This window comes from Rufibacter ruber (assembly GCF_001647275.1).
Taxonomy (GTDB): Bacteria; Bacteroidota; Bacteroidia; order Cytophagales; family Hymenobacteraceae; genus Nibribacter; species Nibribacter ruber_C.
Genome location: NZ_LRMM01000033.1, coordinates 23,820 through 50,115 on the forward strand (window position 1 = coordinate 23,820; position 26,296 = coordinate 50,115).

Here is a 26,296-nt window from a genome sequence, read left to right on the forward strand (position 1 = left end):
GCTGTTTTTCTAAAAACAGCCCGAAAACGGAAATCCATTAAGGCGCACCGCCCTATATTAATCACTGGTTTTCTCACCGGCCTGGTACAGCGCCGAATATGGCAGCACGCCGCAGTTGATTAAGATGGAGCGGAGGTAGAACTTATGCTTGTTACCGCCTTTTCCGTCTAACAGCGCCTGTAATTCAGGGGCAATGGGTTTGGCTTCGGCACCTATGTTCTGCAGGCACGCCGCCGCCGGTCCGAAATTGTCTTTCACCTGCAGCAGCAGGAAATCCAGGCCTTGCTTTTTGTTTCCGGCATAGACCATGGCCTCAGCTAAGAGACTTTTTACCTCTGGGATTATTTCTGCCTGCCCCATGGCGGCAGTGGCTTTGGTAGGCCAGGATTTTAGCTGTCCGGTTTTGGCTAGTCCGCAAATACCGCTGGCGCCCCAGAATTGCACCACCGGGTCTTTGTCGGCCAGATAATCGGTTAGGGTTTTCAGGTTGGCAGGGTTCCTTAAAGAAGCTGTTTCGGCGGCGCCGATTTGCTTGTCTACGTCAATGTTGTTTTTTCTCACCACGTTGAACAGCGGCCCCTGCTCCTGCAAAGTTTTGCGGTATTCTCTCGGCATAAAGCCTAAGTCTTTCTGCTGGCGCACCTCGCGCTGTAATTCGGCTTTGAGCTCATTGAAGATTTTGCCGTAGGCTTTGTCTTGGGCCAGATTCTTGGTTTCCAGGGAGTCTTTCTGCAGGTCATACAGCTCAAAGGTCTCAACCGGTACCCAGAACGCTTTGTGCAGCGGGCTCAGTTTGGTTTTCATGTTGGCCACGTCCCAGGCTTGCTGCGCGGGCATTTGCCACTGGTAGTCCTGGCGGGTACCGTTGGGGTACGCGCTCTGGTAGTTCCAGACGAGTTTGTACTGGCCATTGGTGATTCCGCGCGACGGCGCAAAACTGTCGCCCTGGTTCGCCCGGAACGCGAAGGTGTATTTTCTGGTATTCTCGGGTTTGTTCGCGTCTGGGCCTAAGAACGGTTTGCCCACCAGAAAGTCCGGGGTTTTCACCCCTGCCAGATTGAGTACCGTGGCCGAGAAGTCTACAAACGACACCTGCCGGTTGCTCACCGATGGCACCGCAGTGTTGGCCAGGTGCTGCCATTTTTTGGGGAAGTACACAATCAACGGCACGCGGGTGCCGCTTTCATACACGTAGGCCTTGCCGCGCGGTACGGTGCCACCGTGGTCAGCGTAGAAGAAGATGATGGTGTTTTCGGCCTCGCCGCTTTTCTCCAGTTCCGCCAGTTTCTCGCCCATCCATTTGTCCATGAGCATGACGGCGTCCATGTTCCAGGCGATGTCATTGCGCACCTCTGGTAAATCAGGCACGTAGCCCGGCACAGATACTTTGTCCATGGGTACGGTGCGCTGGTCGCGACCTTCTACGCTGCGGGTGGCTACGCGCACCATGTGGGTGATGCCGCAGTTGAACACCGAGAAAAACGGCTGGCTTTTGTCTGGCCGCTTGGTGTAGCTGGCTTTGTTGCTGGACTCGTGCCACACGTCTTCGGGCGTTTTTTTGTCGTTGTAATCTTTCTTGGCGTTGTTAGAGGTGTAGTATCCGGCCTCGCGCAGGTACTTGGGGAAATAAAACGCAGCCGGAACCGGACGGCCTTCGCGGTGAATGTCTGTGCCCAGGCTCACGGCGTATTTCCCGGAAATCAAGGTGGAGCGTGCCGGTGAACACTGCGGCCCATTTGACCGGGCCTGCGTATACCTGATGCCTTGCGCCGCCAGTTTGTCTAAGTTAGGGGTTTTGACCAGTTTGTTCCCGTAGCTGCTCAAGTAAGGACTCATGTCTTCGGTGACCAGCCACAGAATATTGGGCCGGTCTTGGGCGAAGCCATGGAATGCGAAGAGAACCAGCGCAAACAGGGAAAAGAATTTCTTCATAAAGGTTGAAAAAGACGTCTAGTAATGTACAAGCAAAGGCGAGCGCTTTACGCCCGCTGGCAGGTCAGCCCTTTGATGGCGACTAACCCAATTAGTTTAATGCGCTCCCTAAATTTAAGAGTTTCTGTTTTTGAGCTGTTTTCCGAAAAACAGGCCGGAAACGCTTCTATTCCCGACCTGAACTACAACAAACAAATTCTTATATCACATAAAAAAGAGCCAGGCATAGGAAAACTTTCACCACGGGAAACAGATTTACTGCGGATTCGGCACAGCTGCCGCAGCTCCGGTTTTCAACGGCCACAGCTCGTGAGGTTCCCGGGCCTTGGCCAAAATGCTTTCCATTTTCTTCACCACCGCCGGGTTTTCCGGGGCTATGTTTTTGGTCTCGCTTTCGTCTTGGCTCAGGTCATACAGTTCCAGCGGGCCCGCGGGGCTTTGGCGAACCGCTTTCCAGTTGCCTAGGCGCACGGCCTGGCTGCTGGTTTTAGCCTCATGGAACTCCCAGTACAGATAAGCATGCGCCTTCTGCTGCGCCGAATTCCCCGTGAATGTGGGGTACAAGGAAATACCGTCTGTCTTAATTCCGGCTTTGGGTAAGTTTACCCCAGCTAAGTCTGCAAAGGTGGGCATGATGTCCCAGAACGCCGACACATGGTTGGATACCGCTGGCTGTTTGATTTGGGCGGGCCAGTGCACAATGAACGGCACCCGTATGCCGCCTTCGTATACATCGCGCTTAGCGCCGCGCAAGGTTCCGTTGCTTTGGTGAAAAGTCGGGTCGGCGCCCCCTTCTTTGTGCGACCCGTTGTCACTGCTGAACATGATGACCGTGTTTTTATCAAGCCCCATTTTCTGCAGCTGCGCCATAATTTTGGCCACATCACGGTCAATGCGCACCACCATAGACGCATAGGCCGCCGCCGGATAATCCTGGCTTGCATACGCCCCGAAATCTTCAACGCCGTTGCTGCCCTGCTTGCTTTTGACAAATGGGGTTTCTTGAAACTTGCCTTTAAAGTGGTTGAAAATGCTGTCTTCAGGCACAATCAATTCCGCATGCGGAGTCACAAACGAGAGATACAGGAAAAAGGGCTGATCTTTCTTCTGCTTGGCAATGTACTGGACAGCCTCTGCCGTAAAAATGTCATTGGAATATTTGCCGCGCTTGCCGTTCAGGTTTTCCTTCAGCGTTTCTTTTTTGCCGTTCCGGTACAGGTAGTCTGGGAACTGGTAATGCGCGTGGGCCTGGTTCAGGAAGCCGTACATCTCGTCAAACCCTTGCTTTTCGGGCGCGCCCGAAGTGCCGGTCATGCCCAACCCCCACTTGCCAATCAGCGCGGTACGGTAACCGGCCATTTTCACCACTTCGGCCAGGGTCACGTCTTCCGCTTTCAGCGGATATCCCGCCCCGAACCCATGCGGCCCTTTCTCATAATTACCCCGCACGCGCGAATGCCCGGCATCTCGCCCGGTCATCAGAGATGCCCTGGACGGGGCGCACACGGGGCTACCCGCGTAATGCTGCGTGAATTTGATGCCCTGCGCCGCCAGTTTGTCTAGCGTGGGGGTTTGGAAATTCTTCTGCCCGTAACAGCTTAAATCACCGTACCCCATGTCATCTGTGAGAATGTAGATGATGTTGGGTTTCTGCTGGGCAAACGAATTGCTGCCCACCCACAGGCCCAGAACTAGTACTACAATTTTTTTCATGGAATCCTTCATTGGCCGCTTCCGGTTGGCACTGGGGCTACGGCTTGCTTTTGCGTGCTGTTTTCAGAAAATCAGAACCGCAAACGACAAATCCTCTTTATACACTTAGTTTTCAGCTATTGCCATTCTTCAAACCGCAGGTCCAGCTCTGGGGCCTGACGGAGAATCAGTTGGTCTGTGACGCTGTAGGTACTACCGTTGGCGGTGAATCTGTATTCCAGGTTAAACTCCCGTTTGGTGGCATCATAAGTGCCACTGCTTTGCAAGATGGTCACCTTACTCCCGGCGGCTTTCTCAATGGTGACGGTATTATCTGCGTTTCTGAAGAGTTTAAGGCCAAAGCTGTTCTTCACATTGTTAACAGTTGTTGTCACAAACGTGCCAGCCCCAGAGGTTTCCACCTCATTTAAGGCTAGGGTTGTTAGGTTCCAGGTCTGGTTTTTGCTCAAATCTGTGGTGCTGTAAACAGTTTCCTCAGTTACGTTACCGGCATTGTCTAGCTTTCTTTGGGTTCCCTTGTGGTAATACACCCCGTGCAGCGGACTGATGTACTTCACCACTAGCACGGTGTAGTCTTTGGCTGGCGTAAGCACGCCCCCGTCCAGATCAAGTTTTCCCAGCAGAATAGAGTCTACTGAAGTCTCTTTTAACCGCAGGGGCAAAGCATAGGTGTTTGTATGCGCCAAGGGATCAGATGTAAAGGCGGCTTTGTTCAGGGTCACGGTCACATCGCCTATAAATTTTCCGGCGGGTATCACCATTCTGTTCTCATCACTCAGGGTGTAATATTCCTTAGGCAGAAGTTTAAAACTGGTGTTGGTTAAAAGCGATGGGTCAACCTCAAATGTAGCCCATTCGTCTTGCTTGTTCTCCCTTCTTCCGGCCAGGGTTACCCCCACCTTGAACTTCATTTCATCATAGGCGACAATGGTTCTCAAGGGTTTCTGGGTGCCAAAGTAAACTGCCGTGAACTCATTATCTTTTATATACTCTTCATAGTCATCACAGGCCGCAAGGGCTAAGGCCAGCATACTTAATAGCAAGGATAGTTTTAGCTTCTTCATGTCTCTGTTTCTTAAGGGCTTTCTACCAACCCAGGTTATTTACCAGTTGGTTTTTCACTACCTCATCATAAGGTAAAGGGAGGTAGTAATATCTGATATCATTAAACCCTCTCTTTTCCACCTCATACTTGTTATACTGTAAAGCCCCATTGGTATCACGGGTAATTTTCACGCCCATCACCGGATTGTTCAGCGGTAAAAGCCAACGCCGCATATCAAAGAACCAATGGTTTTCAAAGGCCAATACAATTCTGCGCTCATTTTGAATCAAGGCCCTGAACGCACTTTTTCCCTGACCGGCCACTTCACCTAAATAATCATCTGAATTTAGCCCGGCAGCTGTTCTTATGGACTTCAGCACACTTAAAGCGGATATGTTGCCATCAGGAATAGTACCGGTTGGCCCCCAGGCCTCATTAGCGGCCTCTGCAAAATTTAAATATACTTCAGTCTTTCTAAGAAGGACATGATAATGGTGATCATTTTGAGGGCTTTCTGGGTCTAACATATTAGGGATATCAGAAAGCCATTTTCTGAGATAATAGCCGGTACGAGTGGCTTGGGGAAATGCACCCTGAGCATCTTTACCACCTAAAACCATGTCTAAGGGAACTCCACCCAATGAACCGCCATGGCGTAAAATGGTTGAATCTAACCTTGGGTCTCGGCCAGCATATGGGGAGTTAGGATCATACATAGACAATGGGGTTCCAATAGGGCGGCCATTTTTCATGGGGAAGGCGTCTACCAAATTTTGTGAGGGCCCGGTAAAACCGCTTCCAAGATAGCTGGGCGGATAATTCCGGGTTTCAAGAGCCCTGTTGTTATGATAAAACCTAAATAAAAACTCACTGGGAGTTGCTGCTGCATTATAATTCTTTGCAATCAGGTTTGAAAAGTTCCCTAGCTGTGTTATGGCCTCATAGCTAACCTTTGCCGCTTTTTCCCAATTTGCCAGATAGGTGGCATTACTCACCACTGTGAAACTCCCCATTCCTGTAATCTGGGTAACGTCATTGGGTTGGTACGCGGGGCTTGCCCCATAGGTGTATGCTCTGGACTTAAGAGCCAAGGCCGCCAGTTTTGTAGCCCTCCCTATCTGTGCAGACCCTACAATCTGGTCCTCTCCCGCATAGGTAGTGGGTAAGTAATATGCTGCACTGTCACAGTCTCGGCTAATCTGATCTAAACATTCCTGATAGGTGTTTCTATTAAACAGACCAGGGTTGGTAGCTTCCTGATCTGTGAGAATTCTGGTGATGATGGGGTATCCTAATGCCTGCCCATTGTTTGTTTTTCCGCCGTAGTGCTGCAACAGTTTGAAGCCCCACCAGGCTCTCAAGAAAAACGCCTCTCCCTTCAGTCTGTTTTTATGTTGCTGGTTGGTGGTGGCACTGGTTAAGTTATAGATGATATTTTCCCCTAGACCCTTTTCCATAAACATGTGGATGTTCCTGAACTGGGTGTAGGCATCTCCCCATATAGCCAGCGGATTGGAAGGCGAGGAAATGGCACCTCCCCCAATTGTATAAAAAGCAGAGCCATAATTATTAGTCACGGCATTATCTGTGGCTACATCCAGAAAGTTATTGCCATAGCTATCAAACTGCCGGTCTATGTTAGCGTAGGCGTTTAATAAAACACCTTCCGCTTTTTCTGGCAACCTCCAGGTATCTTCATCACCATAGGTATTGTCTACTTTGGGCTCCAGAATATCTTCACAGGCGGCAATACTCATGCACAGAAAAAGCAGGGAGTAAAATGTATATTTTTTCATCCTCAAGTACTTTAATTAAAAGGAAAGGGAAACACCTCCAGTGAGGCCCCGCATCACCGGATAGTTGGCTACACCTCCGTTCAGCACTTCAGGGTCTAGATCCCTGATGCTAGACAGAACCAGCAAGTTGGTGCCTCTCACAAAAAACCGATACCCCTTGGCAAAAGAAGTGGCCGTGTTAAGGGTATAACTAAGCTCTACATTTTTGAGGCGCCAGAAAGAGGCATCATCTAACCAGAAGCTGGAACCTATATGATTATTGGCCCCGTTTGTTGTAGTAAGCCGGGGAGCGGTTCCGCCTGGGTTATTCTGTGGGTGCCATCTATCAAAGGCGGTAGTTGAATACTTTCCTTCGCCAAAATTCCAGTAATAACTGTTATTCAACATCTTGTCTACCCCCAACTCTGAGGTGCCCAGTAGATATAGCCCAAAACCTTTGTATTGGAGGGTCACCTCCATGCCCAGAGTAGTTCTGGGGAACGAATTTCCAATTTGCTTGCGGTCACGGCTATCAACTAGCCCATCACTATTCAGGTCTGCATACTTGATATCACCAATACCATAGGCCCCAAATGTTTGAAAGGCATGGCTTTCTACCTGCGCCTGGTCCCGGAACAACCCGTTGGCCACATACCCGAAGAGGGCGTCTGAACCACGTCCGGTCTGTCGCATGTATTCCTCGGGGTAAGCCACTTCATCTGTTTTAAGTACTTTATTCTTGGAGTATATGAAGTTCCCACCCATTTTTACATGTACCTCGCCCACAGACTGTTGCCAGCTAATAGAGCCTTCCAGGCCCCTGTTTGAGGTTTCACCATAATTGGTGAAAGGCACCAGCCCCCCGTGTATCCCTGTGTACTGTGCACCTTGCCGCATGATGATGTCATACCGCAACTCATCAAAGAAATTAAATTCAAACTGCAGCCTGTTCTGGAACGCCAACCCTTCTACCCCTACAGAAAACTCCCGGGATTTCTCCCAGTCCAGATCTGGGTTACCTATGAGTTCAATGCTGGTCCTGGGAAAAGATGTTTGATTCCGTTCATTAAATGGCATAGTGCCGTTGGTGTACCACCTATTTTGAAACAGGTAATAATCAGTGGCGCGGTCATATCCTAAAATACCAATGTTGGCTTTCAGCTTTAGAAAATTCACGGCTGAACTACCTTGTAAGAAGGCTTCTTCTGAGAGTACCCAGGCAGCCCCGGCAGCCCAGGATAAGAAATGACGGTTTTTAGAAGCTAACCGGTTGCTGCCCATATAGGCGGCAGTCCCTTCCAAATAGTACTTGTTCTGTAACCCATAGGCTAACCTTAGTGCCAGATTGGAGTTTTCCACGTCTTGCAACTGCCCACTAGACTCATTGCGGTAATAGAAATACGTAACATCTCCAGTCAACTCATGCACCCCCACCTGGTTATGATACTTTACTTCTCCCACCCAACCCAAAGTTCTGGAAATACTGTGCCCTTTCCTTACCTGGTCAGACTGGATAACACGTTTCTGCAGTTTGTAATAGGTTACCTGTTCCTCCCCAGCATCATTCAGAAACCAGCGTTGCCCATAGGAAACCGGGGTTTCTGACTGACCTCTGGAGAATGACTGGTAGTTGTCAAAGGTGAGGTAACTTTTGGCCGCCAGGCCTGGTATGATGTTGCCGAGTTTCAAATCTAACCCAAATGTTCCCTGGCCTGCCAGGTTCTGCCCATGCTGAGAACCGCCGTACATTAACCTGCCATAGAGGTTGTCTGGGTGCTGCAGGCTCCCACCTAACGCCGGAATAGACGTAACTCCTACCCCTGCATTAAGATTTCTCAGCTCTTCATTGTCAATAATGAAAGGATACCCGTTAGGTTTATGGGAAGACAACCTGGAAAAGACTGCGCCAGAAGTGATATCTGCAGACGTTGTCATTCCAATAATGCCTGCAAGACCGGCAAAGGCTCTCAGTGAAGGGGTTACCTCTAAGTCTAAGTTGCCCCTCAGGTTGAAACGGTCATTGGTAGGGGTGTTAATTTTTTCCAGACCACTTGCCCCTGTATACCCTACCACCAATGCATATTGTGTACGGTTATCTCCTCCCAGAAACTGAAGCGACGCCCGTCTGTAGGGCATGGCATCTTTGAGGAAATATCCATAGAAATCTGCATTGGGGTAACGTTGGTCATTGGCACCGGCACTGTTGCGGTAGCCATTCAACTCGGTCTCTGAATAAAAAGGGGCTAAGCCATCGTTCTCCCGCGCTTCATTGTACAAAGTGGCATAGTCATAGGCACCTAAAAATTTGGGCATTCGGGTGGCCATCATTGTACCGTATTCAGCGCTTACTTTGGTCACTCGTGTATTAGCTTTGCCGCGCTTGGTAGTTACCAGAATAACTCCGTTAGCCGCCCTTGAACCATAGAGTACTTTCGCGGTGGCATCTTTTAAAATTTCTACACGGTCAATTTCAGCAGGCACCAGCTCCTCCATAGGACGTTCCACACCGTCTACTATGGTGATGGCACCGTCTGAACCTCCCCTGGAGAGCCCTCTGATGATGAGAGCAGGTGCGTTGTTCCCTAACTCACCAGTATTATGGCGTACGGTTAACCCCGTCGCTCTCCCTTGTAAGGTATTGGTCAGTAACAGATCTGGATAAGTTTCTAAATCTGCACCGTCTATACTGCTGATAGAACTCACCGTACTGCGTTTGCTCGTAGTTATGCCTAGGGGTAGATATAAGACATCTCGGGAAGAAGAAAAAAGAGGCATTTTCTCAAGCGCATATGAGTCTAACACCCCTCCTTCTGCCACTTCAATAACTTTGTCTTCATACCCATTTGCCTGGATCATGACCACGCTACCGGGTAAAGCTTTCAAAACAAAGCTACCATCTTCACCGCTGTAGGTAGTGACAGTGCCCTCCTGTGTGCTCACCATGGCGTTCCTGAGAGGTGCGCCGTTTTCATCTGTCACCCTTGAGCTGATGATTGTCTGACGTATGGCTTTGGCCTTAGGCTGCTTTCGTTGACCAAAGGCAACTACAGGCAGAAACATCAGCAGCAACGCGTAAAATTTTACTTTCGAAATTGTGTCTCTCGTCATTTCTCTACGTTTTCAGATGATGTTACCAGCCGGGGTTTTGCGTTAGGTTCCGTAGCATTTGCACATGCTTTAAGTCAATAGGATACCAATAGTGTCGCATTTTAAATACCCGCTGCTCTGAAGCCAGTGGCTTCACCGAATAGGAAAACTTTAAGTTGCTTTTGTTAGCAACATTTCTGTGATTGGCAGGTGGCGTTGCCACTAACCCCTTAATTGGAGTTGGGTCAGCAAACAGTTCATCTGCAATCATCCAGCGTCTGATATCATGCCAGCGGTGGTTTTCGAACATTAGTTCTACAGCACGCTCATTTCTGATGCGCTCCCTGAAGATTTCTTTGCTTGCTGTGAATTCTTGCAAGACATTGGGCATTCCTACCCGGTTTCTGATCATATTAATGGCACCCACCGCGGTTAAACCATATCCCTCTGGGTCTGCGTTAGGGCCATATGCCTCGTTCATGGCCTCAGCGAAATCCAAATACACTTGAGACACCCGTATGTAGACTGTATTGAGATTGTATTTGCTCCACTCCTGCTGAAAGTTGTTAGCTTCTGGCCAGATAAACTTTTTAGCCATGTAGCCAGACACTTCCCGGCCAGCTGTATTCCCATTGGTGGTAGCATTGTTATAGTCAGTACCGCCAGGATAAAGCTCCTGGTAGATTTGAGCACCATTGGCGTTCAATCCCCAGGGCTCACCGGGCACAACTATATTGTTTTTGAGACGTGGGTCACGGTTTTCAAACGGTTTCTGAGGATCATAGCCAGAGCGTGGGTCTGAGATAGGATATGCCTCCCCATTTTTGAGAACCTCAAACTTTTCTACTATATTCTGGGTGGGGTTGCTATAGGCCGCAGCATCATTACCCGTACCTCCGGCAAACCGCTGGGGCAAATAAAGCACCCGCAGGCCACGAGCCCGGTTTCCCATAGGCCCGGTGTTGTTGTTATACCACAGGGACTCATCACTTACAAAAACAGAAGTGTACCTAAAAATCTCTGCATATTCGCTTCCGTTCATCAATCTGTACCTAGCTCCTGAAGCAGGCAGGTACTTTAACACGTCATTGGCATATCTAGCCGCCACTTTACACCGCTCAAGATTATAGTCTAGTTTTTGGACGGTGGAAAGTCCGTTTTGCATGAGCGGACTGGCGTCATAAAGTGCTGCCATTGCCTTTAAAGCCAATGCAGAGGCTTTGGTGGCACGCCCTGTCTCACTTTCTGGCCACGTGTGGGGCAGTAATTCTGCGGCTTTGGTAAGATCTGCAATTAGCCATTCACTAGACTCATGGTACGATAGCCGGGGAAAGTCCATGTCATCATCTACCAAATAGGCTTTATCAAACTTAGGCATGCCCCCCACCCGTTTGATCAGTTCAAAATAATACCAGGCCCTCATGAAATACGCCTGCCCTAATAACTCATTCTTCTGCTCAGTAGATAAGCCAGGAAGCTGCTCTACCCCCGCCAATACTTTGTTGGCCACCCGTATGCAGTAAAAAGAATTGTTAATGACAGAAGCATTATAAGTGCCAGCCGTACCAGCCGTCCAACTCATTTCCCCAAAGCCACCGTTGAGCCAGTTACCCGTATTGATCTGGTTCTTGATAGCGGCATAGTTGAAAATGGCCCCCATCTCATCAGACATGGCATTGATTGACTGACGTTCCAGATTAGGTTGGTGGTCCCAATCATGAATATTGTTTAAAGCAACATAACAATTATCTAAATATCCTCTAATGGAATTATAGTCAGAGAAGATATCTCCTTCAGAAATTCCCAAATCAGGAGATTTATCCAGATAGTCTTCACAACCCAAGCAAAAAAGCAGCACAATAGCGTAGATGAATTTTATATTTTTCATAGTCAGCTCTCCTTAAAATGAAACCCTGAAACCCAGATTGAATCTTCTAACCAAAGGGTAAACCCCTGCACTGCTGGTTTCAGGATCTATGCGCTCATCTAAATCAGTAAATGTTAACAGATTAGTACCGTTGGCATACACTTGTAAACCACTGATGCCTATTCTTTTCAGATAAGATGTTGGAATACGATAGGCGATTTCAGCATTTTTGAGCCGGAGGTAATCTCCACTGACATAGGAGTAAGAACTACTGGTCTGGCTGTGGTTCTTATTACTGAAATGTAACGCTGGTTTTTGTGCATTGACAGCATTGGTAGCTGTCCATCTATTAGCAATATTAGGCTGGCCTGAAACAAAATTGCCATTGAAATCCCACAGTAATTGACCGGGGATCTGTTTTCCCACATCAGTCACACCATAGAAAAGAACATTCACATCAAAATTCTTGAAGGAGAACCCCAGGTTCATGCCGTAGGTAGTCCAGGGATAGTTGGTTTTCTCCATGGCTACTCTATCCAGGTTGTCAATGCGGCCATCTGCATTGAAATCTATATACATAAAGTCGCCGGGCACAAGGTTCCCCTGCACAGTACCCAAACTTACAGCGCCATAATTATAGATATCATCTAGTGACGTATAATATCCTGCCGTCTGCACCCGAAAATCGCCTCCAATTGGTTTTCCTTCCTGCTTTTGATATTCTGGTGTGTCTCTGGCCCCGTCCCTGAAAACAATTCTGTTCTCGTTATGGGAAAAGTTAACCCCTATCCGGTAACTGAATTCACTCCCAATTTTATCCTTCCACCCTATTGCAAGTTCATAGCCGCGGCTCTTGGTTTCCCCTATGTTAGCGCTGGGAGCCGCAACACCAAACCAGGAAGGAACGGTATTGCGAATCATCAGCATATCTGTTCTTTTTTCACTATAAATGTCTACTGTCGCATTCAGTCTGTTCCATAGATCCATATCTATCCCCAGATTCTGCTTGGTACCAGTTTCCCAGGTAGCATTTGGGTTGGCAGCCCTACCTTCTGTGTAAATAGGTCCGTAAACGGTTCTGTTCTGGTAACCAAGCGGAAGATTCCCTCTGGTATCATAGATTTGAATGTACGTGAACCTATCCCCGGTTAATATATCACTCCCTACCTGGCCAAAGGAGTAGCGTACCTTTAGGAAATTGAGCACGTCACCGGCAAATTCATGAATAATCTTTTCCTCAGACAAAACCCAGCCAACTGATAGAGAAGGGAAAAAGCCAAAACGCTTACCTTTGGCAAACTGCTCTGAGCCAGTGTAGGCACCGTTTGCCTCCAGTAAATACCGGTTCTTAAACCCGTAGGTCACCCGCCCCACCCAGTCTTCTCTGTATTTTGGAAATTGAACTGCTGAACTTATGCCATTAGAGATATCAAACTGGCGGTTCATCAGAATCAATCCGGTCACATCATGCTGTCCAAACTTCCTTGCGTAGTTGAAAGAGAACTCATAGTATAGTTTCTGCCTATACCCGTAAATGTTGTCATATGAAGCAATAAGTACATCTGTTTGGGTAAGATCATCTGGCCATCTGTTTTGGGCAACCACCGGGTATGAAACATTGCCATTAGCGCCTTCAACCGGTTTTGAGTAATCATATTGGCGGTAGTACCTGATAATATCAAAATCTTTCCCGAAGCCCCTCAGGATATCTGACTGGTAGTTAGAAGCAGAAGTATAGGCAATCTTGCCCTTGACAGAAAGGCCTTTGGTTATCACCTCTAAATCCTGGCTCAGGCTGGCGTCATAGAACCCTTCATAGTATTTGTACATACGCTGGCCTCCTTCATTCAACTGTACCAGCATGTTATGGCCACCAGCTTTAGAGTCACCCCATTCTCCATCTGCATATTTCAAGGGGAAAAGATTATTAGGCGAGGAATAGATTTTCTCCATAAACTCCTCCTGCCCAAAACCATTCTCCCCCCCGCCATCAATGCGGTATCCCGGCTGGTTCCTGTAGCCGAACTTACCTGACAATCCCACTGAGAACTGCGTACTTTTGGTTAAAGTAAAATCAAGGTTAGACCGCCAGTTGTAGCGTTCATACCTGAAAGAAGGGTCATAATCTTCTCTTTTTTGGGTTCGGTAAATGTCACCGTCATTCAGGTATCCCAATGAGGTGAAATACCTGACAAATTCGGTTCCCCCACTAACGTTTAAATTGTATTGCTGCTGGTATCCGTAGTCTTTCACTAATTCATCCCACCAATTGATCTGAGGGAAATACTGGTTGTAAGGCCCTGCCTGCCCAATATTCTGTCGCCAAGCCTCTCTTTCAGACTCAGGGATCACCAGTTCCCAGCTCTTGTCATTTATCACCGCCTCGTTGTACATCTCCATGGTGGTGAGGTAGTCAGCATACTTGACTTTGGCAGTTGGCTCCTTTATGCCAAAATTGGTGGAAAAGCTAATCTTTGGTTTTCCGGTCTTGCCACGTTTGGTTGTCACCAAAATCACCCCGTTGGCACCACGCACTCCATAGACCGCAGTGGCAGAGGCGTCTTTTAAGACAGAAACATTTTCTATCTCATTCACATCTACGTCATTAATGTCCCGCTCAACCCCATCAACCAAGGTTAAAGGGCGGCTACTTACCCAGGAAGATTTCCCTCTAATCAGAATTTCAGCCGCATCTGAGCCAGGCTTCCCATTGCTATTCATGACCATTACCCCTGGCATTTGCCCCTGCAACGCCTCAGAAATAGTGGTCACCGAACCTGTTTTAAGCAAATCTTCCCCTCTGGTCTGGCTAATAGAACCCACCACACTGGCTTTCTTCTGCTCTCCATAGCCCACTACCACCACCTCAGTCAGTTCGCTCGCCTGCGGCTGAAGATTTACCAAAAGTGTGGTTTGATCACCCACTGGTATTTCTCTCGGCTCAAAACCTAAATAAGAAAACACCAACGTGCCGCCGTTTTCCGGCACAGACAAGGTGAATTTACCATCAATGTCTGTGAGGGTGCCCAAGGTAGTGCCTTTGATACTAATACTAACTCCGGGCAGCGGCTCCTTCTTCTCATCGGTCACACGCCCGCTTATGACCTTACCAGCGCTCTGCGCACAAATGAGTTGCGGGCTGAGGAGGCACAGCCAACTAAACACAAGCACAAGAAGGACAAGTTTTCTTTTAGGTAAACATTCATTCATAGTACTTTTATTAGGGTATGAAATAGGTCATGTGAAGTAAGAGAGAATTCAAAACTATAGGTTTCTAACCCCTGTTTTGTCTCAAATAGAGGAGCTTTTTGTCACAAAAACCTCCAATTCCTGCTCCAGCACCTAGCTGGGCAACTTTTTTGCTCAGCTTACAGTAATGCGCCAGCACAATACCATTTTCACAAGCAGGAAACTTAATAGCAGAGATTCTTTATCAACTTTCTATTTTCTCCCGAGGCAAACACTAATCTTTTCAGCTACTTTAAGAAAGGGGAAACAGAGGTATTCTTTACCTAATCATAACACAGGCAAAACCATTCCTTTACATGCCAAGGAATTTTACTATTCTACAAAGAAGTGAGCATAATGGCTTTTGCCTATAGCATTGGGAGCAGGTTCATAGTAATCACTGTCCATACCTGTAACAAGAATGGCCAAGCCTTTCAGAACACCGGTAAATGCCCCTCTTCTGTTTTTGACCTGTTTTCTGAAAAACAGCCCGAAAACAGAATCTGAAAACCTTATATTAATTCATCTTGGCGCCTACAGATTTCCGCCAGTTGGCGAGTTCCTGTTTCAGTTCGTTCACTTTGTCTGGGTGCCGGGCGGCCAGGTTATTCTGCTCACGTACATCTTCCTTGAGGTTGTAGAGCTGCACTTCCTGCTTGTCAAAGAATTCAATCAGTTTCCAGTCGCCTTTTCTGATGCTGCCCGCCGAGCGGCCACCCAGAAAGTGGGGTTCGGCTAACGGGTAATGCCAATAAAAGCTTCGTGCCGGCAACTTGGCGTTTGGCGATTTCAACACGGGCAATAGTGAAATTCCGTCCAGCTTCTGGCCTTGGTGTTTGGCACCCACGGCTTCCTCAAAAGTGGGGTAAAAATCAAAGTTCACCATGGGCTGCTCCACCACCGCGCCTTTGGCGAAGCGGCTGGGGTTCCAGACAATCAAAGGTTCGCGCACGCCGCCTTCATACAGGGTGCTCTTGCCCATGCGCAGCGGCGCGTTAGAGGTCACGTTAGACTCGCCGCCGTTGTCTGAGGTGAAAACGACAATGGTGTTCTGGTCCAGGCCCAGGCTCTTGAGTTTCTCCATGATCATGCCCACGCCTTCGTCAACAGACCACAGCTGCGCCGCCAAATGCGGATTGTTTTTAGAGGCCCAGTAATCTGCCGGGTATTTCTTGTAGGGGTCGTTCTCTGGGTTGTCTTTGAACGGGGCGCTGGTGCCGGCCCCGGGCTTCCGGCGGAATTTTTCTACCAGTTCTGGCTTGCCGTGCAGTTGGGTGTGTACCGCGTAATGGCTCAAATACAGAAAGAACGGTTTGTCTTTGTTGCGCTCAATGAACTCAACCGCCTCCACGTTCTGCCGGTCAGTGAGGTATTCTTTTTCGCCGGGTAGTTTCTTCTCAATTTCGCGGTTGAAGTGGTAGGGCCAGAAATAGGTGCCGTTGGCAATACCCCGGTTTTCGCTCACAATCACTTCCTGAAAGCCGTGCTGGTCGGGCAACGTCTCCTCTGGCGCCTTGTGGTTCTTGTAGCCCGACAAATGCCATTTGCCCACAATACCGGTGCGGTAGCCGTTTTTCTGGAACATCTCGGCCAGCGTGACATACGCCGTGTCCAGATGCCCAGACGCGTCTGGCCGAAGATAATCGGTGATGCCCACGCGGGCCGGGTATTGCCCCACCATCAAGGCCGCTCGGTACGGGCTGCACACGGGCGCCGAGGCGTACGCATTGGTAAACCTCACCCCTTCGGCGGCCAGTTTGTCCAGGTTAGGCGTCTCATTAAATGTATTTCCGTAGGCACCCAACTCAGAATAACCCAAGTCATCGGCCAGAATGAAAATCACGTTGGGTTGGCGGTTCTGCCCACCTTTACTGCCGGTTGAGGGATTGGAAGAAGTAGAGCACGCTGAAGCCAGCGCCACCATCGCCAAACCGGCAAAAGCCCATAGTGTCTGGTTCTTTAGGTTGGTCATAAGGTCCATAAAAGCAATTAGCTAACTTTTCTAACTGAAGCAGATGGCTCGGCTCCCTTTTCTGTTTTCGGCCTGTTTTAGCCAAAATAGGCCGAAAACAGAAACCATGTCCAGGCGAATGAATCTGCTACCCCCTTCTCCAAAGGATTTTCCCCTTACTGCTTTCAACTCAAATGCTTGCGTTTTTGGCTTGTTTTCAGGAAAACAGGCCAAAAACAGCTCTGGGAATTTAGTATTGGTACAGCCCGAAATCAAACTCAGAATCTTCTACCGTATTGGTCAGTTCAAAGCCAATCACGTTCTTGCCAGGCTTCAGGAATTTGGTAAACTCGCTGATGTTGATTTCATCATAGTGCCGTTTGGTGAGCGTGTAGCGGTTCACAATGAGGTGGCCGTTCAGGTACACTTTCACATCGCCCCGGGCGAAGAGTTTCAAGGCCATATTATCTGGCGTGGCGTTATTCATAAAGCTGTTCACCGCCCACAGGTTCTGGCCTTTGTCTACTTTCACCGGACCGTTTACCTTTTTGAAAGCTGCGGCAAACGGATTGTGCAGATTCCACTCGGCGCCGGGGTGGGTGTAAGAGGCCATGATGTGGCCGGGTTCCACTTCTGAATCGCGCACCAGGTACTCGCGCTTTTTCACGTTTTTGTAGAATAGCGGTTCGTGCAGAATGCGGGCGGTGGCCACGGGTATTTTAATGATTTCGCGGTCATAGGTCAACAGGCCGTTCACTTCGCCCTCCACGTCTGAGGTCTGGGTATAAATGGCCGCCGCCAACCCTCTCGCCACCAACGGATAGGTGTTGTGCAACAGCCTGGTGTACTCGTCAATCAGTTCATTATTGGTAAGATACGTACGGTAGCCCCAGTTGCGTTTGCCCGTGTCCCACAAGTGGTCTTGCACCGGATAGCCCAACCCGCCGAACTCGCCCAGCACAATGGCACGTCCCTGGTTCTGCGTGGCGGGTTCTATGGACGGACCCGGATATTGGTGCGCGTCATACATGTGTCCTACGTTGCGGTCGGTCCAGCCGCTCACGCCGTCTACCAGGCGGGTGGGGTCGTATTTCATGGTCCAGTTCACTACGCGCTCGGTGTCATACTGTCCCCAGCCCTCATTGAAGGGCACCCACACCACAATTGACGGGAAAAATTTGAGGTTGTCCATGATAGACTTCCACTCCTGCTCAAACTGCACCGCAGATGCTGCGGGGCGCACCCAGTCTTTCTCGGCGTCATGTTTCACGTGCTGCTCGGGGTGGTTCAACCGCAGGAAACCCGACGGCATGTCTTGCCACACCAGCAACCCCATGGTATCGGCGTGAAAGTAAAACCGCGCGGGCTCCACTTTGATGTGCTTTCTAATGGTGTTGTAGCCCATGGCCTTCACCACTTCCATGTCATATTTCAGGGCCGCGTCAGTGGGCGGCGTGAGCAACCCGTCTGGCCACCAGCCCTGGTCCAGCACACCCCAATGGAAGTACGGTTGGTTGTTCAGGAAAAGTTTAGTGTAGCCGTTCTGGTCTTTGCCCAACGCAATTTTCCGCATGGCGAAGTAAGAATCTACCTTGTCCAGCACCTGGCCGCCCCGCACAATCTCCATCTGAAACTGGTACAAATTTGGGTACTCTGGTGACCACAGCTGCGGGTCTTGAATGTTAATCGAAAACTCAGGTTTATAAGGAATTTCCTGCTCAGCAACCACTTTGCCTTTGTGGCTGATTTTCAACCGCATCTGCTCCTTTCCCTTGGGTTTGTACAGGCTGGATTTGAAGGTGATTTGCTTTTGGTCGATGTTGGGTTCGGGCACCAGCGTTTGAATCGCCGCCGGGTTCAGCGGCTCCAGCCAAACGGTTTGCCAGATACCAGACACGGCGGTGTACCAGAACCCATGCGGCTTGAGAATTTGCTTGCCCCGCGGCTGAATGTCAGAATCGGTCGGGTCCCAGACTTGCACCACCAGCTCCTGGTTTCCTTTGCTCAGGTATTTGGTCACGTCAAACCAGAACGGGTCTGACCCGCCTTTGTGCTCGCCCACTTTCTTGCCGTTCAGGTACACGGTGGCTTGCCAGTCAACAGCGCCAAAGTGCAGAATGGCGTTTTTGTCGCTCCAGGTCTTGGGCAGCGCGAAGCTGGTTCTGTACCACAGTTCCTGCTCGGGCTGCAGCGGTTTGCCTACGCCCGACAGGCTGGACTCCACCGCGTAGGGCACTAAAATCTGCCCCTGGAATTGCTTCGGCTGCGCCGACCCTTTGGGTAGGATGGCGTACTCCCAGAGGCCGTTCAGGTTCTTCCAGTCCTGGCGCACCAGCTGGGGGCGCGGATATTCATGCCAGGCGTTGGTGGGGCTTACGTTTTTGGCCCAGCGGGTTTTGATTTTATCGCCTACTGGTTGCCAGGTTTGAGCGTTTGCCTCCAGCAGAAGCGCCAGCACCAGGAAAAACAAGCTATTGAATCTCTTCATACAATATTATATAACTGCCAGCGCCGGTGATCAACACGCCACGGCCTATCACATTACATTATGCCACCCCTCTCTCAGCCTACCTTTGTAAACCCGCTATGACAGAGATTTTTGGTAAACAATGATACTAGTTAGCTTTTTCTGGCTGTAGCACATTTGTCGTTAATGCTGGCAATATTGTAGGCCACGTTATCAGTAGCCTTTTTCTAAGCGTATTAGGGGAATTTTCAAGCTTTTTCGGAAGGAATTTGGGGTTACGTTTTTGAGCTGTTTTGGCGAAAACAGGCCAGAAACAGACGGCTATTGAGATTAGCCAATGGTTTGGAAGGAAAGATGGAAACTTGCGGAATAGAAGCCACAAGTTACGCTAGCGCTAAACTTGCGGCAGAAAACGGGGCATGCACCCGTAGAGACCAGGCACCGCCTTGTCTCGTACGCATTGCTGATATTCCCCTCCTTGGTGGGGTTGGGGTGAGTTCAAACACTTCAATTTCTTTGCCCCGGCATATCTAATAGCCAGCGCAAGAGGCAAGGCAGTGCCTGGCCTTTACGGGTAAAACGGACAAATGAAAACCCGTTTTCGGCCTGATTTCTGAAAAACAGGCGAAAACGGGTTTGCAAATTTATCTAAAGAAATAGGCTTACTTCTGCCCTACGGCGCTGGCCATCATTTGGGCTTTGGTCATTTTAGGGTTTACACAGAACGCAGCCTTCTTGCCCGAAGTCAAGGCCACGTTGCCGTTTTCGCTTTTACCGGGTTGGGTGTTTGCCTGTTCCCCGGGTCCCGGACCGTCTTTCACGCACCGGAAACCCAGATTGTCTGAGGCGCTGGTGACTTCGCCTTTGCCGCGGCTGCCCGCTTTGTAGCGAATGCAGTATTGGTCACTGCACAGGAACGAGCCGCCGCGCTGCACGCGCTTCACAATGCCAGGTTCTTCGGGGTCATAGCTGGCTTCTGGGCCTTTGGGGTTCTTCTTGGGGCTTTGGGCGTAGTAGTTAGGCGTGTAGAAATCGCTGGTCCATTCCCAGACGTTGCCGTCCATGTCATACAACCCAAACGCGTTGGGTGGGAACGATTTCACCGGCGCGGCCGAAGCAAAACCGTCTTCCTTGGCGTTCTGGTTTGGGAAGTTGCCCTGGTAAATGTTGGCTACCCATTTGCCGCCTGGTTTCAACTCATTGCCCCAATAATAGGTAGTGCCTTCCTTTCCGCCGCGGGCGGCGTACTCCCACTCGGCCTCGGTGGGCAGACGCTTGCCGGCCCATTTGGCGTAGGCGGCGGCGTCTTCATAGCTGATGTGCACGGCGGGTTTATTGGGCTGACCTTCAATGGTACTGTTAGGTCCTTTCGGATTTTTCCAGCTGCCCCGGCCACGTACTTCCACCACTGCATGGGATTGTCCAGCGGCACCGCCGAGGCGGGCGGCGTAAACACACCAGACCCGGCCACTACGTATTCGGCGGGCACGCCGGGGAAATCTGCGGGGTTGGGCTGGCGCTCGGCAATAGTTTTATAGCCGGTGGCTTTCACAAAGGCGGCAAACTCAGCGTTGGTGACTTCGTGCTCGTCCATCCAGAAACCGTCCAGCTCCACCTCGTGCACGGGCTGGGCATCGGCGAACGCCGGGTCTTCTGACCCCATCTTGAACTTGCCACCCGGAATATAAACCATTTTCGCCTCTACAGTGTCAGTCTGCACAACATCTTCGGGGTCTGCTGTGGCCGCCGGGGCGGCGGCTTGGGTACTCTCTTCTTTCTTCGCCTCCTGGCACTGGGTGAACCCAACTAGTAGGGCTGCACTTAGGCCAAAGGTCACTACTTTACTCAACTGCATACTCTAAATTTACTTATTTCTATTGGAAATGCCTAGAATTCCTTCTCCCCGAACTCACTTTCAGTGAACTTGGCTTTCTTGCCTAGTTTGTTGAGGTTGAAACTCAGGTTCACCAGAATCATGTCTACCTCATAAATGTAATTGGTGGTGGTGTAGAAATCACGCCCCCAGGTGGAGATGCGCTGTTCTGCGGTGTTGAGCAAGCCTAAATCCATGTTCTGCCATTGCAGCGTGGCCGCCAACTTTCCGTTTAAGAACGTTTTGCGCAAGGCCAGGCTGGGCGTGTAGTAGCGGGAGTCTTCGCCCTGGGCCGTGGCCCGGTCAGAGATATAGTTCAAACTCCACTGCAGGCTGGTGTTTTTAGACAGCTGGAAATTGGTGTTGGCGTTGAGGGTGTAGACCAGGCTGGAGTTGTTCACGGCCACGGTGTTGTCAAACAGCGCGCCTTTGATTTGGTAATCATACACGTTGCCGCCCACATACAGTTTCCACCAGTGCACTGGTTTCAGGTCAAGTCCCACTTCTACCCCTAAACGTCTGGCCCGACCTGCATTGGTGTAAATGCGCCCCAGAATGGTATCTGCGTACACGTTGTTCACGCGGTTAATCACGTTCATAATGTCTTGGTGGTACGCGGTGGCAAACACAGAACCAATCTTGAAATTCTTGATCACGCCTATTTCAGACAGGTTCACAAACTCGGGCAGCAACTCGGGGTCGCCTTGCTCCAGGGTCTCAGAGTGCTCACGCTCCGGCAACGGATTCAGCTCAAAACTACTGCTGCGCTGCACGCGGCGGCTGTACCCGGCTTTCAGTTTCCAGCTGTCATTGAAGGTGTACTGCACATTCAGTGACGGGAAGAAGTTGCTCAGGTTCAGTTCGTGGTTTTCGCCGCGTATCTTGAAATCACGCTCGGCGTGTTCATAGCGCAACCCGCCCACGTAGTCCAGCTTTCCGGCATTGCCGGAATATTGGCTGTACACCGAGTGAATCACATTGGTCAGGTTCACATTGCCGCTGAACTCCGGGAAGAACGTAAACACCGTTTCCCCGGCGTTCTTCTGCTTGTACACAAACTCCCCATCGTCATTATGGTGCCTGAACTGATAGCCGCTCTCCAGTTTGCCCGCCCCTACTTTGGTGGCGAAATCGGCGCGCAGGCGCAGACCGTCCAGCGGGCGCTCGTTGGTGTTTTCTGTATACTGCAGCGTGTCAAACACCTCCTGGCTGCGTACATTCAGGTTTTTGGTGTAGCCAGAGAGTTTGTCTTTCTCTACCAACCCAGACAAAGAAAGCGAGGTATTGGGCGTGAATTTGTGCGTATAGTCCAGGTTGGCGATGAAGAACTTGCCCTGCTTTTTCACCAGGTTGTGGTTGAAATACTGGCTTCGCCCGATGACCTCGCCGGTAGACACATTGCGCGTAGTGTTGTTGTAGTTGATGTCTGCAAGGCGGTACTCCGTGCGGTTGCCGTAGTAGAAGCCGGTCTGGAACGCGTTTTTGGCGTCTGGGGTAAAGCCCACGGTGGCGCGCACCGTGCGGTTGAACTTGTCAAAACTGCGCTCGCCCTCAGACGGGAAACGGGTGGTACGGTTGCCAATAGTGGTGCTCACGTCACCGGAGCGCCAGCCGGTGTTGTCATTGCGCAGGTAACTGGCCCCCAAAGACACGTCCCATTTGTTTTTCTTGAAGCTGAACGTAGCGTCTGCGCCGTAGCGTTTGGCAGTCTCAGCGTTGTTGTAGTCTTCAATGCTGGGCAAGCCGCCCTGCACGCTGGCCGTGACAGAGTAGCCGTCTGTAGCACCTTGTTTGGTGGTAATGTTGATGATGCCGGCCTTGCCGTCCGGGTCATATTTCGCCGAGGGCGCGGTAATGACCTCTACGTTTTCAATGGCATTGGCCGGAATCTGGCTCAGCACCGAGGCCGCGTCTGCCTGCACCGGTTTGCCGTTCAGAAACACCGTGAAGCCCGTAGAACCCCGCATGCTGATTTCGCCCTGCGCGTTCACCGACACCGAAGGCACGTTTTTGAGCACGTCTACCCCCGTCCCGCCGGTGGCGTTCTGGAATTGGGCGGCGTTGAACACCTGCTTGTCAATTTGGTGGTACACGGTGGCGCGCTCGCCGGTCACGGTCACTTCCTGCAGCAACTTCGCGCTGGGCGCGAGAGTGATGGTGCCTAAATTCAGGTTTTGGTTGCGCGCCAAGTTTAGGTTTTCGCTTTTGTTGGCTTCAAATCCCAGAAATTGCACCTGTACATGGTAGGTACCTTCTTTGAGTTTAGAGAGCGTGAAATTCCCTTGTTCATCGGTCATGGCACCGGTTACTACTTTGCCGTCTTGGGCATTCTGCAGCGTGACCGTGGCAAACCCGATGGGCTGGTTGTCCAGTTTGCTCACCGCCTTGCCAGAAATGGAACCGGACTGGGCAACGGCCTGCAAAACAGAGAACAGCGAAAGGAAAAGGATAGATAGGTTTTTCACGGAATGGGATTGTACTTGCGGTGGGTTAGATGCCGCTGGGGGTAAATAGTTTAATTTGTATGTAGGTTTCGGGGAAATTTCCCTACCCGCCTGCGGCGGATAAGGGGAAAGGCATTTCGTGGCTATTTTCAGGAAAATAGGTCAAAAATGGGGGCTCTCTCCAGCCATCTCCTGCATCGGCCAGAGGTCGAAGGGTTGTGTACCTGAAGATACCTTTTGCTCTCCCTAGAGAACTTCCTGTTTTCGGGCTATTTTGGCCAAAACAGCCGAAAACGGAAAAGGTTACTCCTGCACTTTCAGGAAATGGAACGTCTTGGCGTCAACGGTAAGTAAGTCTGGCCCGCCGTTGGGGTTCTTGGCAAATTTCATTTTCACCACGCCGGTCTTGCGCGGATTGATGGCCGTTTCTGAGGGGTGCGTGTGCATGACGTAGTACATGTCGCCTTTCTTGTCTTTCACCACATCACCGTGGCCGGTGCCGTTGTGGCCAATATTAGCCTTGCTGATGATGGGGTTGCCCTCAAATTTCTCCCAGGGCCCGTACGGACTTTTGCTGGTGGCGTAGCCCACGGCGTACGTAGGCCACTTGAAATGATTGGCGCTGTAAATGAAGTAATACGTGCCTTTGTGCTTGAGAACGGTGGGACCTTCGGTCACAGACCAGGCGTCTTTATGGGTGTTTTCCCAGGGTTGGGTGGCTCAATGCACATTTTTAGGGTCTTCATCTTTATGGTCTTGAGGTCATCGTTCATTTCGGCTACATACATACGGTTGCCACCATCTGCCACGCGCACATGGTAGAGGTATTTCTTGCCGTCATCGTCTACAAACAAAAAAGGGTCAATCTGCCGCACCGGGGCTTCAATGGCTTTTTTCTCTGGGTTGATGAACGGCCCCAGCGGGCTGTCGCTCGTAGCCAGGGCTATGCCTTCATCGGCTACGTAAGCCATGTAAAACTGATTGTTGTACCGGAACACCTGCGGCGCCCAGAACTTTGAATTCCCGAACCCGTCGCCTTTCTTGAACGCAAACCCATCGCGGTTGCCCACCGGTCCCTGCCAGGCTTTGAGGTCTTTGGAGGTGTACACCTTGAACCCGTTGGGATTACCCGTGCCGTACAGGTAATACGTGCCGTCATGGAAGAAAATGGTAGGGTCGGCCAGCGGAATGTCTTTGCCCGTTGCGGCTGCCGCCGAGGCAGAAGTAGAAGGTGCCGCCGCCGATGCTGTTGCATTTTCAGAGGGTTTGCAACCGGCCACTGCGCCAGAAAACAAGGCCAGGCAGAGCGAGGTTTTGGCAAGGGTAAAGACGCGGGTACTGGATAATTTCATTGGGTGAAAGGGGTTAGTTTAGTAGTTCCGTTTTCGGCCTGTTTTAGCCAAAACAGCCCGAAAACGGAAATGGAAAGATTAGTTGTGCCGGGCGAATTCTTTGTCAAAGTCAGCACCGGTGTCACCTTGCTGTTGCATCCACTGCCGGAGGGCGGCGGTCATGGTGTTCACCTTTTCGGCGTGCGCCGGGTCTTTGGCCAGGTTTTTCAGTTCTGCCGGGTCTTGCTGGGTGTCATAGAATTCTACCGCCGGGCGGTGCACAATGCGGTCAGTGAGCACCTTGGCGGCGGGGTTTTGCTTGGCGACTTCTTGCCACGTGCGCCAGGTGGGGTTGGCGGCACCGGGGTTCATCATGTATTTGATGTGGTAGTTGGCCTCGGGCGTGAGGTTGAGAATGAGTTTGTAACGCCCGTCAGTAATGGCCCTGATGGGGTAAGCCGGCCCTTCGGGAATGTTGTTGTGAATCCCGTAGGCGTACTGGCGGTGCTTTTGAGATTTGCCGTCAATCACAGGCAGAAAACTGGTGCCGTCCAGGCCGGGAACGGGTTGACCGCCGGCCAAGGCGACCAGCGTAGGCGTAATGTCTTCATACTGCGTCACCGCGTTGGTTTTGGTGTTGGGTTTCACGTGGCCGGGGTGCCGCACAATCATGGCACTTTTCACGCCGTGGTCCCAGAGATTCCATTTGCCGCCGGGGAACTGCGGCCCCTGTTCGCCCAGAAAGATAACCATGGTGTTTTTGTCCTGCCCGATTTCCTTCAACATCTTCATCACGTCGCCCACCTCGTTGTCCAACTGCCGCACCTCGGCCAAGTAGCGGGCAAAATGTTGGCGGGTTTGTTTGGTGTCTACCCAATGCGCGGGAAGCACCAGTTTCTCGGGGTCAAACTCGTTGGGGTCACCCACGGTCCAGGGCGCGTGCGGATTGGTGCTCATCACGAACAGACAGAACGGCTTCTTGCTCCCGGTCACGAAGTTCCGGATGCCGTCCACGGTATAATCGGCGGTTTTGGCCACGCAGTTTTTCTCAAAGCCGTCAATGATTTCAAACGGAAACACGGTGGCCGGTTTGGTGCTGTGGTCTTTGCCCGTGAGGCCCACGCGGTAGCCGGCACTGCCTAAATAATGCCCCACGCTTTTCAGGTTTTCATGCACGCCTTTGTGGTTCTGGTACGAGCCGTGTTTGGCCGGGTACAGCCCCGTGAACAGACTCGCCCTGATGGGCACGCACATGGCTTCAGAGGCGTACATGTTGTTGAACTGCATGCCTTCTTTGGCCAACGCGTCTATGTGGTGCGTGGTCAGGTTTTTACCGCCGTAACAGCTCAACTCACTGCTGGCCAAATCATCTGCCATGATGATGACAATATTCGGCTGCGCCGATGGTTTGGCGGCGTTGGCTTGTTCGGTTTTGGTAGTCTGGCAACCGGCATTCACCAGTACCAGCAAGGCTAGCAAAACTGCGGCTGGTTTCCTTCTCACTCTCTCACGTATCATGCTCATTTTCTTGTCTGTCCTGTTTTCTGTTTCTGTGCATGTCGAACAGCGTACGTGAATGTGGA

The 26,296-nt window shown here is 50.7% G+C and carries 13 protein-coding genes and 1 pseudogene; all 14 read right to left on the reverse strand.

Going from position 1 to position 26,296, the window contains the following annotated elements; translation table 11 throughout:
* Positions 1-57 precede the first annotated feature (57 nt).
* A complete protein-coding gene (locus tag A8O25_RS13395) occupies positions 58-1,932 on the reverse strand; it encodes a sulfatase family protein (protein ID WP_066835693.1) in 1,875 nt (624 codons plus the stop codon).
* Between the two features lie 255 nt (positions 1,933-2,187).
* Positions 2,188-3,645 carry an arylsulfatase gene (locus A8O25_RS13400; RefSeq protein ID WP_066835714.1) on the reverse strand — a complete coding sequence of 486 codons (1,458 nt, stop codon included), beginning with the start codon at positions 3,643-3,645 and terminating at the stop codon, positions 2,188-2,190.
* A 116-nt stretch (positions 3,646-3,761) separates the two neighbouring features.
* On the reverse strand, positions 3,762-4,709 hold the full coding sequence (locus A8O25_RS13405; protein ID WP_066835695.1) for a DUF1735 domain-containing protein: 948 nt from the start codon (positions 4,707-4,709) through the stop codon (positions 3,762-3,764).
* A 22-nt stretch (positions 4,710-4,731) separates the two neighbouring features.
* Positions 4,732-6,486: a RagB/SusD family nutrient uptake outer membrane protein gene (locus A8O25_RS13410; protein ID WP_066835697.1), complete on the reverse strand. Its 1,755-nt coding sequence runs from the start codon at positions 6,484-6,486 to the stop codon at positions 4,732-4,734.
* A 15-nt stretch (positions 6,487-6,501) separates the two neighbouring features.
* A complete protein-coding gene (locus tag A8O25_RS13415; protein ID WP_066835699.1) occupies positions 6,502-9,573 on the reverse strand; it encodes a SusC/RagA family TonB-linked outer membrane protein in 3,072 nt (1,023 codons plus the stop codon).
* Between the two features lie 22 nt (positions 9,574-9,595).
* Positions 9,596-11,440: a RagB/SusD family nutrient uptake outer membrane protein gene (locus A8O25_RS13420; protein WP_066835701.1), complete on the reverse strand. Its 1,845-nt coding sequence runs from the start codon at positions 11,438-11,440 to the stop codon at positions 9,596-9,598.
* A 12-nt stretch (positions 11,441-11,452) separates the two neighbouring features.
* A complete protein-coding gene (locus A8O25_RS13425) occupies positions 11,453-14,629 on the reverse strand; it encodes a SusC/RagA family TonB-linked outer membrane protein (protein WP_066835703.1) in 3,177 nt (1,058 codons plus the stop codon).
* Between the two features lie 535 nt (positions 14,630-15,164).
* Entirely contained in the window at positions 15,165-16,619 is a 1,455-nt protein-coding gene (locus tag A8O25_RS13430) for a sulfatase (protein WP_193788622.1), read from the reverse strand.
* A gap of 229 nt (positions 16,620-16,848) precedes the next feature.
* Positions 16,849-19,086 (reverse strand): glycoside hydrolase family 2 protein, encoded by a 2,238-nt coding sequence (locus A8O25_RS13435; protein WP_066835704.1) that lies wholly within the window; start codon positions 19,084-19,086, stop codon positions 16,849-16,851.
* 641 nt (positions 19,087-19,727) lie between these two features.
* Positions 19,728-20,920: pseudogene (locus tag A8O25_RS24360) on the reverse strand (formylglycine-generating enzyme family protein).
* A 32-nt stretch (positions 20,921-20,952) separates the two neighbouring features.
* A complete protein-coding gene (locus tag A8O25_RS13445; protein WP_066835706.1) occupies positions 20,953-23,403 on the reverse strand; it encodes a TonB-dependent receptor in 2,451 nt (816 codons plus the stop codon).
* A 282-nt stretch (positions 23,404-23,685) separates the two neighbouring features.
* Positions 23,686-24,060 carry a family 43 glycosylhydrolase gene (locus A8O25_RS24120; protein WP_206598688.1) on the reverse strand — a complete coding sequence of 125 codons (375 nt, stop codon included), beginning with the start codon at positions 24,058-24,060 and terminating at the stop codon, positions 23,686-23,688.
* Positions 24,057-24,734 (reverse strand): family 43 glycosylhydrolase, encoded by a 678-nt coding sequence (locus A8O25_RS24125; protein WP_206598689.1) that lies wholly within the window; start codon positions 24,732-24,734, stop codon positions 24,057-24,059. The genes A8O25_RS24120 and A8O25_RS24125 overlap by 4 nt, the downstream gene beginning before the upstream one ends.
* Before the next feature lie 78 nt (positions 24,735-24,812).
* Positions 24,813-26,231, reverse strand: coding sequence for a sulfatase family protein (locus tag A8O25_RS13455; protein ID WP_066835718.1), 1,419 nt, complete (start codon positions 26,229-26,231; stop codon positions 24,813-24,815).
* Positions 26,232-26,296 lie beyond the last annotated feature (65 nt).

What these genes read in the sequence shown, in the direction of transcription:
- A8O25_RS13395 (WP_066835693.1), bottom strand. Translation starts at nt 1,932, where the DNA reads ATGAAGAAATTCTTTTCCCTGTTTGCGCTGGTTCTCTTCGCATTCCAT.
- A8O25_RS13400 (WP_066835714.1), bottom strand. Translation starts at nt 3,645, where the DNA reads ATGAAAAAAATTGTAGTACTAGTTCTGGGCCTGTGGGTGGGCAGCAAT.
- A8O25_RS13405 (WP_066835695.1), bottom strand. Translation starts at nt 4,709, where the DNA reads ATGAAGAAGCTAAAACTATCCTTGCTATTAAGTATGCTGGCCTTAGCC.
- A8O25_RS13410 (WP_066835697.1), bottom strand. Translation starts at nt 6,486, where the DNA reads ATGAAAAAATATACATTTTACTCCCTGCTTTTTCTGTGCATGAGTATT.
- A8O25_RS13415 (WP_066835699.1), bottom strand. Translation starts at nt 9,573, where the DNA reads ATGACGAGAGACACAATTTCGAAAGTAAAATTTTACGCGTTGCTGCTG.
- A8O25_RS13420 (WP_066835701.1), bottom strand. Translation starts at nt 11,440, where the DNA reads ATGAAAAATATAAAATTCATCTACGCTATTGTGCTGCTTTTTTGCTTG.
- A8O25_RS13425 (WP_066835703.1), bottom strand. Translation starts at nt 14,629, where the DNA reads ATGAATGAATGTTTACCTAAAAGAAAACTTGTCCTTCTTGTGCTTGTG.
- A8O25_RS13430 (WP_193788622.1), bottom strand. Translation starts at nt 16,619, where the DNA reads ATGACCAACCTAAAGAACCAGACACTATGGGCTTTTGCCGGTTTGGCG.
- A8O25_RS13435 (WP_066835704.1), bottom strand. Translation starts at nt 19,086, where the DNA reads ATGAAGAGATTCAATAGCTTGTTTTTCCTGGTGCTGGCGCTTCTGCTG.
- A8O25_RS24125 (WP_206598689.1), bottom strand. Translation starts at nt 24,734, where the DNA reads ATGAAATTATCCAGTACCCGCGTCTTTACCCTTGCCAAAACCTCGCTC.
- A8O25_RS13455 (WP_066835718.1), bottom strand. Translation starts at nt 26,231, where the DNA reads ATGATACGTGAGAGAGTGAGAAGGAAACCAGCCGCAGTTTTGCTAGCC.